The sequence below is a fragment of the Vibrio sp. ArtGut-C1 genome (genome assembly GCF_002105475.1).
Classification (GTDB): domain Bacteria; phylum Pseudomonadota; class Gammaproteobacteria; order Enterobacterales; family Vibrionaceae; genus Vibrio; species Vibrio diabolicus.
On sequence record NZ_NCTH01000005.1, the window covers coordinates 144,062 to 157,872 of the forward strand.

12 protein-coding genes are annotated in these 13,811 nt (G+C 43.8%); 3 read left to right on the forward strand and 9 right to left on the reverse strand.

What is annotated here, in order from left to right:
* Positions 1-156: 156 nt before the first annotated feature.
* From B7360_RS06430 to B7360_RS06450, 5 genes are all read right to left on the reverse strand, one after another.
* Positions 157-1,716: an AbgT family transporter gene (locus B7360_RS06430; protein ID WP_005383758.1), complete on the reverse strand. Its 1,560-nt coding sequence runs from the start codon at positions 1,714-1,716 to the stop codon at positions 157-159.
* A 288-nt stretch (positions 1,717-2,004) separates the two neighbouring features.
* Complete coding sequence (locus tag B7360_RS06435) at positions 2,005-2,415, reverse strand: prepilin-type N-terminal cleavage/methylation domain-containing protein (RefSeq protein WP_031780848.1); 411 nt, start codon at positions 2,413-2,415, stop codon at positions 2,005-2,007.
* Positions 2,405-3,646 (reverse strand): hypothetical protein, encoded by a 1,242-nt coding sequence (locus B7360_RS06440; protein WP_085343002.1) that lies wholly within the window; start codon positions 3,644-3,646, stop codon positions 2,405-2,407. The genes B7360_RS06435 and B7360_RS06440 overlap by 11 nt, the downstream gene beginning before the upstream one ends.
* Positions 3,646-4,272: a PilW family protein gene (locus B7360_RS06445; RefSeq protein WP_085343004.1), complete on the reverse strand. Its 627-nt coding sequence runs from the start codon at positions 4,270-4,272 to the stop codon at positions 3,646-3,648. Before B7360_RS06445 ends, B7360_RS06440 begins: the two co-directional genes overlap by 1 nt.
* 10 nt (positions 4,273-4,282) lie before the next feature.
* The gene (locus B7360_RS06450) at positions 4,283-4,798 is read right to left on the reverse strand and encodes a GspH/FimT family pseudopilin (protein WP_085343006.1); all 516 of its coding nucleotides are present in this window, start codon (positions 4,796-4,798) and stop codon (positions 4,283-4,285) included.
* Positions 4,799-4,901: 103 nt separating this feature from the next.
* Between B7360_RS06450 and B7360_RS06455 the strand changes: the two genes are divergently transcribed.
* The gene (locus tag B7360_RS06455; RefSeq protein WP_047010170.1) at positions 4,902-5,333 is read left to right on the forward strand and encodes a type IV pilin protein; all 432 of its coding nucleotides are present in this window, start codon (positions 4,902-4,904) and stop codon (positions 5,331-5,333) included.
* 69 nt (positions 5,334-5,402) lie between these two features.
* Here B7360_RS06455 and dnaJ read toward each other — a convergent pair whose 3' ends face one another.
* The 4 genes from dnaJ to grpE all read right to left on the reverse strand — a co-directional run bounded on the left by dnaJ (position 5,403) and on the right by grpE (position 11,307).
* Positions 5,403-6,551 (reverse strand): molecular chaperone DnaJ, encoded by a 1,149-nt coding sequence (gene dnaJ, locus B7360_RS06460; protein WP_005391453.1) that lies wholly within the window; start codon positions 6,549-6,551, stop codon positions 5,403-5,405.
* Positions 6,552-6,755: 204 nt separating this feature from the next.
* Positions 6,756-8,669 (reverse strand): molecular chaperone DnaK, encoded by a 1,914-nt coding sequence (dnaK, locus tag B7360_RS06465; RefSeq protein ID WP_005391455.1) that lies wholly within the window; start codon positions 8,667-8,669, stop codon positions 6,756-6,758.
* Positions 8,670-9,018: 349 nt separating this feature from the next.
* Positions 9,019-10,293 (reverse strand): dicarboxylate/amino acid:cation symporter, encoded by a 1,275-nt coding sequence (locus tag B7360_RS06470; protein WP_012842090.1) that lies wholly within the window; start codon positions 10,291-10,293, stop codon positions 9,019-9,021.
* A 417-nt stretch (positions 10,294-10,710) separates the two neighbouring features.
* Positions 10,711-11,307: a nucleotide exchange factor GrpE gene (grpE, locus tag B7360_RS06475; protein ID WP_012842091.1), complete on the reverse strand. Its 597-nt coding sequence runs from the start codon at positions 11,305-11,307 to the stop codon at positions 10,711-10,713.
* Between the two features lie 146 nt (positions 11,308-11,453).
* Between grpE and nadK the strand changes: the two genes are divergently transcribed.
* Both nadK and B7360_RS06485 read left to right on the forward strand, forming a co-directional pair.
* The gene (gene nadK / locus B7360_RS06480; RefSeq protein WP_085343008.1) at positions 11,454-12,338 is read left to right on the forward strand and encodes an NAD(+) kinase; all 885 of its coding nucleotides are present in this window, start codon (positions 11,454-11,456) and stop codon (positions 12,336-12,338) included.
* A 266-nt stretch (positions 12,339-12,604) separates the two neighbouring features.
* Positions 12,605-13,795 carry a DUF3103 domain-containing protein gene (locus B7360_RS06485; RefSeq protein ID WP_085343010.1) on the forward strand — a complete coding sequence of 397 codons (1,191 nt, stop codon included), beginning with the start codon at positions 12,605-12,607 and terminating at the stop codon, positions 13,793-13,795.
* Positions 13,796-13,811: the final 16 nt, after the last annotated feature.

Below are 13,811 nucleotides of genomic sequence, written 5' to 3' on the forward strand. Positions count from 1 at the left end.
TTCACTACAGCAACACATCACGGGACAAAGTTTGCAACTCCAAAAAAAACCTAGTTACAAGACCTATCGATGTTCGTTTTACGAGAACAAAAAAGCGCAGATCGAAGACCTGCGCTTTTCGGCTGCCAATTAGCGGCTTTCACACCCTACACGTTTTTACATTGTGTAAGTGTAAGGAGCTTGAATGCCTAGCGGGATACCTACCATCCAATAAGCAACTAGGAAGATAGACCAACCGATCAGCATTGCGATCGAGAATGGCATCATTAGTGACGCAAGCGTACCGATACCAGCCGACTTCACATAACGCTGACAGTAAACCACTACAAGAGGGAAAAATACCATTAGAGGCGAAATGATGTTCGATACAGAGTCACCCACACGGTAAGCCGCTTGAGATAGCTCAGGCGAGATACCAACCGCCATTAGCATTGGCACTAGGATTGGACCAATTAAAGCCCATTTTGCCGATGCCGAACCAATAAGTAGGTTTACAGACGCGGTTAGAAGGATCATACCGATGATAGTCACTTCACCTGGTAGGTTCATCGCTTTTAAGCCTTCTGCGCCATACAACGCTAGCATCGTACCGATGTTTGACTGAGCAAATGCAGATAGGAACTGAGCACAGAAGAACGACATTACAATGTATGCGCCCATGGTCGACATAGTATCAGCCATCGCTTTGATAATGTCGTTGCTGGTCTTGAACGTTCCAGACACTTTACCGTAAACGTAACCAGGAATGATAAACAGAATAAAGATCAACGGCACGATAGACTTCATGATCGGTGCTGAGAAGGCAGTAATTTCACCTTCAGGCGAGCGAAGTGCTGATGTTTCTGGAATTAACGCTGCAACAAGTAAAGCAATACCCGCCATCATTGCCCAACCTGCATAACGGAATGCTTTTGATTCCAGTTCAGTAAATGAACCTAGGTTTGGCGCGGTTTCCGCATCGTCATCAATTGGCATTTTTGACAAACGAGGCTCGATGATTTTCTCTGTCACGTACCAACCAATCGCTACAATAATGATGGAAGATAGGCCAGTAAAGAAGATGTTTGCTAATGGGTTAACCACGTATTCAGGATCAAGAACCTGCGCCGCGGTTTGCGTAAAGCCTGCAAGTAGTGGATCGATACCAGAAGGGATAAAGTTTGCAGAGAAGCCACCAGATACACCTGCAAATGCTGCCGCAATACCCGCTAGAGGGTGACGACCTGCCGCATGGAAGATAATACCGCCCAGAGGAATAACCAGAACATAGCCTGCATCTGCCGCAGTATGCGACACAATAGCAACCAAAATCAGCATTGGAGTAAGAAGCTTAGCTGGCGTGAAGTTCAGCATCTTCTTAAGACCCGTCGTAATAAAACCCGAAGAATCTGCAACACCCACACCTAGCATTGCGACAAGTACGATACCCAGTGGCGCAAAGCCAGTAAACGTCGTCACCATGTTAGCAAGGAAACTTGCTAGCGCTTCGCCCGTAAGTAAATTAGTGATGGTAAGAGCTTCGCCCGTTCGAGGGTTTGGAAGATCGAATGATACATTCGATAAAAGTGCTGACGCCGCCCAAGTAATGATCAATGCCCAGAAGAACAAAATCGCAGGATCAGGGATTTTGTTACCTGTCCTCTCGATAAAGTTTAAAAAGCGCTCCATCCCGCTCGGCTTCGATGATGGTGCCTTATTTACAGCTTGGTTACTCATGGTAACTCCATAGTGAATGATGTTGGTGCCAAGGCCTATTTGAGTAATTATGACGGCCTACTATCCAACGAGTATTCTAGTAAACACTAATGGAGAAAGCACAAGGTTCTATATTTTTTTTCATAATTGGAGACATATTTTGCAAAAACACCACTTCAATTAAACATAATAAAAACAGTAGCACATCAACTCAATTAACAGTTCAAAAACCATTTATTAACCGTGACAAATCCGGTATCAAACAGGAATTACACCCGCATTTGTCTCAGCCCATGTATGCAATTGAACTTAGTTTTCGAATTCACTGTACTGTGAAATCATAGTTTTCAGCTGAACGGATTGCGTCTGCCCCATTCTATCTTCCCAACTTGTTGTGATGATGATCGTCTTTAGTGAACCTGATACAGTAGCAGGTGGCACATCCCACTCCACCGTGTACGCTCCAGTGGCGGAAGATCCTGTCACGATAGAGGCAAAACTGGCAGTAGAAATCGTAGAAAGCGCATCCGAAGCACCACGCGTTCGGAACCATTCAAGCTGGTTCTCTGTTAGACGCAGTGCTTCAATACTTTTTATGGCATATTCGGATTCACGTTCGAGATACACGTTTAGCTTTGTTAAACCTAGTGCCCCAACACCGATAAGCAGAAAAGAAATTAGAACTTCAAGAAGGTTAAAACCTTTTTGTTTAGAGATCATTCCAAGAGCCCTTCTTCCATTTTACTTTCTTGTGATCATTGGGTACAGATGTTGAATCAAACTCCAAATTAACTGCAGCACCAAAGACACTTAACCCTCCTGGGGTGTCGAAAACATATCCACCTACAGGCTTGAAAGCGCCACGGGAAAAAAAAGTAAGCTTCTTTATTTCGTCTGTAGAGAGTCCTCCTATAAATGGAGTGACTGAGACATCTGATGTCCATCTTGCGGTCATGTCACTAACTGTAGAAGTAAACAATTGGTAAACAGTTCCGGGAAAAGAGTCAGCACCATTAACCGACAATAAGCCATTCTCGATAACAAGAAGCTTAGGGCTAGAATTGAGGCCGATTCCGATACCAGTTTCTAGGTCACAATCACCAACCACCCACACTTTGTCGCTCACAGAAAATGAACTAACAATTCTATCAACACAAGATTTAACTGTTGACGAGCTGCTTGCCACACTCCCATCAATCACCACAAATCCATTCTTTATTTGAGTTAATTGGGAGCGAGGATAACCAAAAAAAGCTTCAAAAGGGTCAAGATTTGGGTCATGAACAAAATCATGCTCAAACATCTTTTCGTCGCCAATATAATTTTTATTGTTACCAATGACTTTCACTTTGTAGTCGTTTATGCCACCAGAATCATCGCAGTTAGCGTCACCAGAAACGCATAACCCTAAGCGGGCAGTGTTAGTCATATGAGATGAACTACACGTTTTTCCAGAAGGGTGTGTAGTAACAAAAGCGCCCTCCATTACTACTGATTTCATAAATCGAACAGAAACACAAATATCCGGCTCGACAAATTCAGGTGTAAAAAGATAGGAGCCCATTAACTTCAAATCTGAGCGGGCTTGTATAGCTCCGCTTGGTCTACCAACTACTTCAATACTTTTGAAGGTCTCAACTCGGTTATTTACGCTTGAAGATAGCTCGTAGAATTTGGGATCCACCAAAGATTGAGTTGCAACAACAGTACTTTGTAAACAACTAGAGTAGTCTTGCATATTTGGTGCGATCGACATATCCGCTTTATTTATCGCATAGCCACACTCCAATCCCCCTTCAGCACGCCAATGCTCTTGTCGTGATTCAATTTGATTGTTGGCACGCTTGATCTGATAAAAAAGAGACTTGTAGCTACCAAGCGACATCATTAACGCTGCGACAAGTAATACACTGACAACCAGTAACGCTACTGCACCTTGTTGTTTATTCATTATTGCCAGTTCCTTTGCATTGCAGTAAACGACTGCTGAGTGCGAATATCAGTCGCATCTTTCAATTCGGTTTCCAATGTAACGGTCACCAGTGCACTTTTTGCATCAGTGCTTTCTAACCGTTCACTAGTAAGGTCAAAACGATTAACGTGAATAACTTTCTTATCAAAAAGATTTTTACATGAGCCAGTGCCTGCAAGGTTAATCACGTCATCAACATCCCATATCGTTATTTGCTTTTTTTCACAAACAAATAGCGACTCTGGCGTGCTAACTCGTTGCTCATAAGCTACGTTTTTATATAAAGGAAAAGCGCCAGAAACACCTATGTAATAGGCATAAGCAATCACCCCGCTATCAACATCATCGAGAGTGTAAATCGTGTTCGATGCGCCAGATATTTTTATAGAATGGTCATCGTTACCATCAAAACCAGCACGCTGAATGTCACTCTTGAGCATTTGCACGACACTTTCAGAGTTCTGTAACAACATTAGCTCTTTCGACCGTTCCATTATCACTCGTTGACCACTCACATAGATTGACCCCACTGTAGCAAGAGAAATAAGCCCAAGTGCAGATGCGATCATAAACTCAACAAGGCTTGCCCCTTTTTGTTTAAACATAATCATCCTTTTAAGAGCAAGTTGAATAACCGTAATATTCTGTACTGTTGCTATCACTACACACTCGCACGCGAGCAGACAAAGTGTGGGAAATAAGTTTTAAGACTTTTGATGATTCACCAACAGGATGAAACTTCAAGTTTCCTGATGATGGTCGACCATAAACGTCGTCAAAACTGATTTGGTCTGAATCGTAGCTAGGTGTAACGACAATACCGTCATACGGCTTACCTGATAAAGAGAACAACACAGTCCCAGCCCCCTCAGCTCCGTTATCTGTCAAATCAATACGCCAGTTTCCGTCACTGGATGAACTCCCAGACATGATGATGTGTGCCCAAAGTCTTTCACGCCGTAATACTGCTTCAGACTTGCCTTCAATAACAAAGCCATGCAATTCATTAGCTAAGCGCTGCATTTTGTTGGTTTCAAAAACATTTTGGAAAGAAGGTGCTGCAAACGCCAATATAATACTCAGTACAGCCACAGTAATAAGAAGCTCCAACAACGTAAACCCGCGAGGCATTTCCCAAATTCCTATGTAAACGGCAAAAGGGCCGTAATTCATCTTGCACAGATGCTATCACCTGCCAAAAATAGGCGGAAAAGTGAAAAGGAAACTACTCGTGATGATTCGAATTTCTCGCTGTAACAGCTACAAAAAAAGATTGGGAGGGATGACATTGATCGAATTACTGATAGCCGTAGTGATTGTCGGGATCATTGCGGCTGTCGCCTACCCTTCTTACACCAATCATGTAATCAAGTCTCATAGGACGGTTGCCTTGAGCGATCTTAGTCGAATTCAGCTAGAGCTAGAGACATCTTATGATGGTGGGTACGACTGGAGTCATATTATCTCTGGAGGCACATGCACTCTATGTGATTCAGACACAGATAGATTTTCTTTCAATATTGCGAGCTCTGCAAGTACGGCCTATACCATTACAGCAACAGCAAAATCGGCTCTTGGACAAGACGACGACGAGTGCTTAACTGGCGCTAAAACGATTACTTTAACGTCAACAAATGTCGAAGAACCAAGTGATTGCTGGAATTAGAAAGAACACCGAGATGCAAAAAGGCCTGCATTTTAGCAGGCCTTTGTATTTGTGCTTTTCACTAACGTCTTAGCTGGTTAAATCATCAAAGAACTTTTTCACACCGTTGAAAAAGCCTTCTGATTTAGGCTTGTGCTTTGTCGCCGCTTCACCACCACAAGACTCTTCAAACTCTTTGAGCAGTTCTTTTTGGCGTGAGCTTAGGTTTACTGGTGTTTCAACAACCAACTTAACAATCAAGTCACCGATACCGCCACCGCGAACGCCTTTCACACCTTTACCACGCATGCGGAACATACGACCTGTTTGCGTTTCTGAAGGCACTTTTAGGCTTACGCGACCATCTAGAGTTGGCACTTCAACTTCACCACCTAGAGCCGCCATCGCAAAGCTTACAGGCACTTCACAGTATAGGTTGTTACCATCACGTTCGAAGATATGGTGCTCTTTCACGTGCACTTGTACATACAAGTCACCCGCTGGAGCTCCCATCTCTCCCGCTTCACCTTCGCCAGATAGACGAATACGGTCGCCAGTATCAACACCTGCAGGGATCTTAACGTTAAGTGTTTTAGTTTTCTGTTTACGGCCTTGACCATGACACTCATTACAAGGGTCTTTAATGATTTTACCTTTACCGTGACAGGTAGGACAGGTTTGTTGCACTGCGAAAAAGCCTTGGCGCATCTGTACTTGACCATGACCATGACAGGTACCACATGTTTCAGCAGATGAACCTTTCTTCGCGCCACTACCATCACAGGTATCACAGTGTACTAGTGTTGGTACTTCGATCTCTTTCGTTACACCACGAACCGCCTCTTCTAGCGTCAGTTCCATGTTGTAACGTAAGTCCGCACCACGTTGAGCACGGTGACCACCACCGCCACGACGACCACCACCAAAAATGTCGCCGAATACATCGCCAAAGATGTCGCCGAAATCAGCACCGCCGCCACCAAAGCCGCCGCCACCGAAACCACCGCCGCCTTGTTCAAAAGCAGCATGACCGTACTGGTCGTACGCCGCTTTCTTTTGAGGGTCGGTCAGAACTTCGTACGCTTCTTTTACTTCTTTAAACTTGTCCGCCGCAGACTCATCACCCTGGTTTCGGTCTGGGTGGAATTTCATCGCTAGACGCTTGTACGCCTTTTTGATATCGCGCTCTGAGGCATCACGGCTTACGCCTAATACTTCGTAAAAATCACGTTTTGACATGTTCTTCGTCACCAGTTAATTACTACAAACGGCATCGATTCACCGCTTGGTGTTTGTATCGTTCTAGGTAAGTGCACTTATCCGCAACATACTTAACTAGAAAGACAGCGTTTACAAACAGACGGGCGTAAGAGTTGCCCCAAACGCCCGCACACGAAGTCTTATCGACCCCAGATGGCTTTGCAGCCATCTGGTTAAGAAATATTATTTCTTGTCGTCTTTAACTTCTTCGAACTCAGCATCTACAACGTCGTCTTCTTTAGACTGTGCATCGGCGTCAGCACCTTGTGCTTGCTGCGCTTGAGCTTGTTGTTGAGCGATTTCCATCAGTTTTTGAGAAGCGGTCATTAGTGCTTGAACTTTAGCATCGATAGCTTCTTTGTCTTCGCCTTTGCGCGCTGTTTCTAGCTCAGAAATTGCTGCTTCAATCTTCTCTTTCTCTTCTGCAGGTAGTGCTTCACCAGCTTCTTCTACTTGCTTACGAGTACCGTGAATCATTTGGTCAGCTTGGTTACGTGCAGTCGCTAGCTCTTCGAACTTTTTGTCCGCTTCTTTGTTAGCTTCTGCTTCTTGAACCATTTTCTCGATGTCTTCATCGCTTAGACCGCCAGAAGCTTGGATAGTGATCTTCTGCTCTTTACCAGTCTGCTTGTCTTTCGCTGACACGTGTAGGATACCGTCCGCATCAAGGTCAAAAGTAACCTCGATTTGTGGCATACCACGTGGTGCAGGCTGGATGCCTTCTAGGTTGAATTGACCTAGAGACTTGTTGTACATCGCTTGCTTACGCTCACCTTGTAGAACGTGGATAGTAACCGCGCTCTGGTTGTCTTCCGCTGTAGAGAAAACTTGGTTCGCTTTAGTTGGGATAGTTGTGTTCTTCTCAACTAACTTAGTCATTACGCCACCCATTGTCTCGATACCTAGAGACAGTGGAGTTACGTCTAGTAGTAGTACGTCTTTAACGTCACCAGCAAGTACACCACCTTGAACTGCAGCACCCATTGCTACTGCTTCGTCAGGGTTTACGTCACGGCGCGCTTCTTTACCAAAGAACTCAGCAACTTTCGCTTGAACCATTGGCATACGAGTCTGACCACCAACTAGGATTACGTCAGTGATGTCGTTTACTGATAGATCAGCGTCAGCTAGAGCTACTTTTAGTGGCTCAAGAGAGCGTTGCACTAGGTCTTCAACTAGAGATTCTAGTTTTGCACGAGTCACTTTAATGTTCATGTGCTTAGGACCAGTTGCATCTGCAGTAACGTAAGGTAGGTTTACGTCAGTTTGAGAAGTAGAAGAAAGCTCGATTTTCGCTTTTTCTGCTGCTTCTTTAACACGCTGCATTGCTAGTGGATCGTTCTTAAGATCGATACCTTGCTCTTTCTTAAACTCGTCTACTAAGTAGTTGATTAGGCGGTTATCAAAGTCTTCACCACCAAGGTGAGTATCACCGTTAGTCGCTAGAACTTCGAATGTTTTCTCACCTTCAACTTCATCGATTTCGATGATAGAGATATCGAATGTACCACCACCAAGGTCGTATACCGCGATAGTGCGATCGCCGCCTTTCTTATCAAGACCGTAAGCTAGCGCTGCTGCTGTTGGTTCGTTGATGATACGTTTAACTTCTAGACCTGCGATACGACCAGCATCTTTTGTAGCTTGACGCTGAGCATCGTTAAAGTAAGCAGGTACTGTGATAACTGCGCCAGTAACTTCCTCACCAAGGAAATCTTCAGCAGTTTTCTTCATTTTCTTAAGAACTTCAGCAGAAACCTGAGGAGCCGCCATTTTTTGGCCTTTTGCTTCTACCCAAGCGTCACCGTTGTCAGCCTTAACAATTTTGTAAGGCATGATTTGGATGTCACGCTGAACTTCTTCGTCTTCAAAACGACGACCGATTAGACGCTTAATTGCAAATAGCGTGTTTTCTGGGTTAGTTACTGCTTGACGTTTCGCTGGTTGACCTACTAGCGTCTCACCGTCAGTGTAAGCAATAACCGATGCAGTAGTACGTTCGCCCTCTGCGTTTTCAATTACACGTGGTTTGTCGCCGTCTAATACAGCAACACATGAGTTAGTAGTACCTAAGTCAATACCAATGATTTTACCCATCTGGCTATCTCCGAATAAATTCTATTTTCGTTTGGTTATAACCCCAATGTGGGGGGAGGAGAATCGGGTTTCAACCCTTGCTCACAAACAAAAATAATCAATGTTTGCTTCTCTATGCCACATAGATAAGGGCGGCAAAATGCTTTTCAAGGGCAGAATTAAAAAAAAGCGTCTTTTTTCGAAATTTATGTGTTTCTTTCTGATTAGTTGGGAACTCGTCACACTGCTGTAGCGCAACAAAACACCATTTCTCAGGTAAATGTATTTATGCCCGACTCTTCCTAAACAAAAAAAACGAGCTCATAAGAGCTCGCTTCAATATTAGGGTTAAAATAAATTATTCAAGGTATTAGGCGTTCGCTTGAGCAGGCTCAGCGTCAACGCCTTCTTCTTTACCAATCTCACCTTCTGTTTTTGCAACAATGGTGTTTACCGCCGTGTCGCCCACAACGTTTGAAGACGTACAGAACATGTCATTAATACGGTCAACCGCAGCAATAATTGCCAAGCCTTCAGGTGGTAAGCCTAGTTGGTGAAGCAAAACGCCTACCATTACCACGCCGCCTCCAGGAACGCCACCAGCACCAATAGATAATAGAAGAATAGTTAAACCAAGCGTGAAGATGTCTGCGGTGTTAATTGGCTGGCCAAAAGCGTTCGCAACAAACATCGTTGCTAGAGCAATATAGATAGACACACCAGACATGTTCATCGTTGCGCCCAGTGGTACACCGAAGCCAGCAACCGATTTAGAGACCTGAAGCTTTTCTGTCAGTGTACGCATCGTTACCGGGATAGTCGCGTTTGAGCTCGCGGTAGATAGAGAGAACAGAATCTGCTCACGAGTTGCACGTAGGAAAGTCTTTGGAGAGGTCCCTGTCGCAAGACTTACTGCCATTGGATAGAAGAAGAAGATCCAGAACACCAACATCGCAACCACCAAGGCCACATAACCAGCCACAGACATCAATGTATTGGCGTTTAGTGTTGCACCCAATTGAATCATTAGCGCGAACACACCATATGGCGCAAGACTCATCACTAACCCAACCAGTTTCATCATGATTTCATTTGCCATTTTGAACGTGCGGATGGCAGGACCACCACGAGAATCCAAAGCTTGAATTGCAAGACCTGTCAGAATTGCCATGAAGATGATTTGCAGCATGTCTCCGTTAGCAAACGCTTGTACTGGGTTGCTAGGAACAATGTTAACAACTAGAGAGAAAATGTCCGGCGTTTCTGTCGTCGTCAGCTGTACGGCCTCAGATACCGTTCCTGCCAGATTAGCACCCGCTCCTGGCTGGAAAATCAAACCAACAGTCAAAGCCGCCGTAATCGCAATGATGGTGTTAAGAATGTAGAGGGTAAAAGTTTTTCCACCAAGACGACCAAATGCACTGATGTCTTTCAAGTCAACAATGCCGCATACGATTGAAACGTAAACTAAAGGAACAACAAGCAATTTGATCAGCGAGACAAACATGCCGCCAACGCCTTCTGCTGCTCCAAGTAGGTATGTATCAAAAATCGCAATACCGCTAAATAAGTACTGAATTGCTGTTCCGAGCACAAGGCCGGCAAACAAGCCTATAAAAATCTTACTAGAAAGCGATTTATCCATTATAAATCTCCGATATGTTGTGTTTGCTATTTACATCTTTGTAGTTATATATGCTTACTTTTAAAGCATTAGTCGCAAATCATACACACGAAGGTTACAAAATAAAGTGATAATTTACATTTTTGTTAACGGAATTGTTGTAGAAAAAATGACTATCTTTACATTCCTATGCAGGACAAACATTCACACAACGAATGATTACAATTACTTATAGCCCTCTTCGTTCATAAACACGCAGTGAAATGAGAAGAAATCTCCTATAGGAAAATAATTAACCAATAAGAAAAAACATGAAGGGGATCAAACTTCCATTTTATCGATATACAATGAAGCTCATTACAACAACTTACGTTTAAAACAAAAAAGCGCCCATCAAAAAATGATGGGCGCTTTATATTTGAAAACAGGCAGTTAAGGTTATTTAGCAACCATTACCATTGCCGGACGAATCACACGGCCGTTTAGTTCGTAGCCTTTTTGCATAACAAACATAACTGTGTTTGATTCATGATCAGGGCTTTCCTGAATCGACATCGCTTGATGGAACTCTGGGTTAAATGCTTCACCTTCAGGGTTGATTGCTTTCAAGCCAAATTTCGCCACAACGTCGACAAACGTTTTGTGTGTTAACTCAACACCTTCTAGGAACGGCTTAACCGTTTCATTCTCTGTATCTGCCGCTTGAATTGCACGCTCTAGGTTATCAATAACAGGAAGCAACTCTTCGGCAAACTTGTTCAACGCAAACTTACGTGCTTTATCGATTTCTTGCTCGGTACGACGACGCATGTTTTCTACTTCAGCTTTAGAACGCAACACCGCATCTTGCTGCTCTTTTACTTTTGCCTCGCTAGACAATAGTGCCGCTTCTAGTTGAGCAATCTTAGCGTCTGTCTCATCACCAATTTCTTCAAGCTCAGCTTCAACTTCTTGTGCTTCAGCTTCTACTTTTTCAGCCTCTTCGATGATTTGATCAAGCTCTTCTTCTGTAACTTTGTTTTCTTCGTTGCTCATGATATCTCCAGAATTCAACATAATGCCCTTAAAGCCATGCGCGTTTTTGCGGGCTTTAACCACATAAAAATTCGCATATTTAGGTGACTTGCCATTATTATGGGGATGAAGATTCCTGATTCAAGCCTCTTTAATGCGGAAATGCTATGAAAAATCCATGTAACGTGATCGCGATTATCGGAAAACCAAGAGATCAACAAGCAATTCAAACTCATAAAGAGTTGTACCAATGGCTGACCTCTGAAGGCTATAAAGTATTTATTGACGATCGCCTTGCCGCAATACTGGATGATATCCCGCAAAGTCAATTTGCCAGTTTAGTTGAACTGGGAAAAAATGCCGATCTAGCCATTGTGGTTGGTGGGGATGGCAACATGCTAGGCGCGGCAAGAATTTTATCCCGATTTGATGTTCCAGTCATAGGGGTGAACCGTGGAAACCTGGGCTTCTTAACTGACTTAAACCCAGACGAGTTCCAAGCGTCTCTGCAAGCGGTACTCGACGGTGGGTATATTGAAGAAGAGCGCTTTCTCTTAGAAGCGGAAGTACACCGTCACGGGCAAATTAAAAGCCACAACGCTGCGCTAAATGAAGCTGTACTTCACCCAGGGCAAATTGCCCATATGATTGAATTTGAAGTGTACATCGATGAAAGCTTCGCCTTCTCTTTACGAGCCGATGGTTTGATTGTCTCCACACCAACGGGCTCGACCGCATATTCGCTTTCTGGCGGCGGTCCCATTCTTTCGCCGAGCTTGAATGCCATTTCACTCGTGCCAATGTTCCCTCATACCTTGTCGAGTCGACCTTTGGTGGTTGATGGAAAGCGTCGAATTAAATTGGTGGTGTCACCAGAGAACCGAGGAACACAAGAAGTTAGCTGTGATGGACAAGTGTCTCTCCCTGTTTCTCCAGGAGACGAAATCCACATCTATCAAAGTCCAAATGTGCTCAAACTCATCCATCCCAAAGACTACAGCTACTATCACGTTTTACGTAACAAGCTTGGTTGGTCTAGTAAATTGTTCTAAACACTTGTTACTCAGGGAAATGACTTCAATAAAAAAGCCAGCAGCTTAATTGCCACTGGCTTTTGGCTTTCTTAGACAAGAAATAGACACAAAGTAGTGAGGCGACACGATATTTGCTGTCATTAAAGAGAAGTTTATAAATTTTGATCCTGTGGGCAAAGTTTACACAAAAGATAGAAAAGCAAATTCAATGATCTATGTCCGGTGATATTCTCACCATGAATAGAGTATTAACTCTATTTCATAAAATCAATAAAGGACATATTATGAAGAAAACCATCATTCTGTCTGTTCTCAGTACATTAGCACTTATTGGCTGCCAATCAGAGGAAACGCAAGTCAACAGTATATCCAACGCAAAAGCGGAAGATATCACTAAGACGAAGCGTGCCCTCGCTCAACAATTGAGTGAGAACTATGCTGCCATTGAACCCATGTTGAGAAGAGATATTACTCCACAACAGACTAGCGTCTCTGTATCAGCATTTGTTCAACAAAACCCCAACTCCGAGTTTAGCCATCAGCTTGTACAAGCTGACACTCAAATTCGTAGCTGGAAAGGTATTTCTGAATACTCAGATCAGTTGCTGGAAGTTCGTTTAGCGAATGAGAGCATGATAACAGCATGGCAAAGTGGCGAGGTCGAGCCATTATTTGCATTTGAACCAAGTGGTGATGATGAGAATTGGCAATATATCGAAGCATTTGATGTGTATGGCAACATCCATCAACTCGATGTTTACCAACTCCCAGATGTACCTGTACTCGTTGTTGATAACAACAGCTCTGCTGAGCTAAAAGCAGGCTTGCAAGCTATGCAAGCTGAGATGAAAAAACTCGGTCAGCCAGCTTTAGTTCAACCATACGTTGCTGATGAACAACGCCAAAATGCACCGCTATTGTCAAGTAGCACAGTGGGCGAAGCGGCTCCAATTCAAACAACGCAGTTGAAAAAGATCCGTCTCGCCGATGACAAAGAACCTTGGATCTCTGGCAAGGCAGAAATCTACGCTATCGTAACGGGCGTCAATCCAAGTCGTGATGAACCGACTCTCGATTTAGTGGAGCTTCCATACTTAGACTACGATAACCAAGATTACTACCCGAATCAGATCATTATTCACTGGTCTCGTTACCGCTGGGGCGCTGCAGACATCGTGCTCATGGAACAAGATGATGGTACAGACTATAAACAGTTGGCAAAACTCCTCGTTCAAGTTGCTGGAGAAGTGCTGAAAGCGATTCCAGATCCAGAAGTTCAGGCTTACGCGATTATTCCGCAAATCACGAATAAGATCATCGACACGATCCCTGACGGCGTCCTAACGAATGATGATGACTTCGTCGACGTTTACTACACACTAATGCAAGACACATCATACGTGGATCATCCAGGTGCTGGTGTGAATGCAGTAGTCACATTAGAGCCGCTCACGATTAACCCAACTCGTCCGTAACCTGTTCAATTTTAAT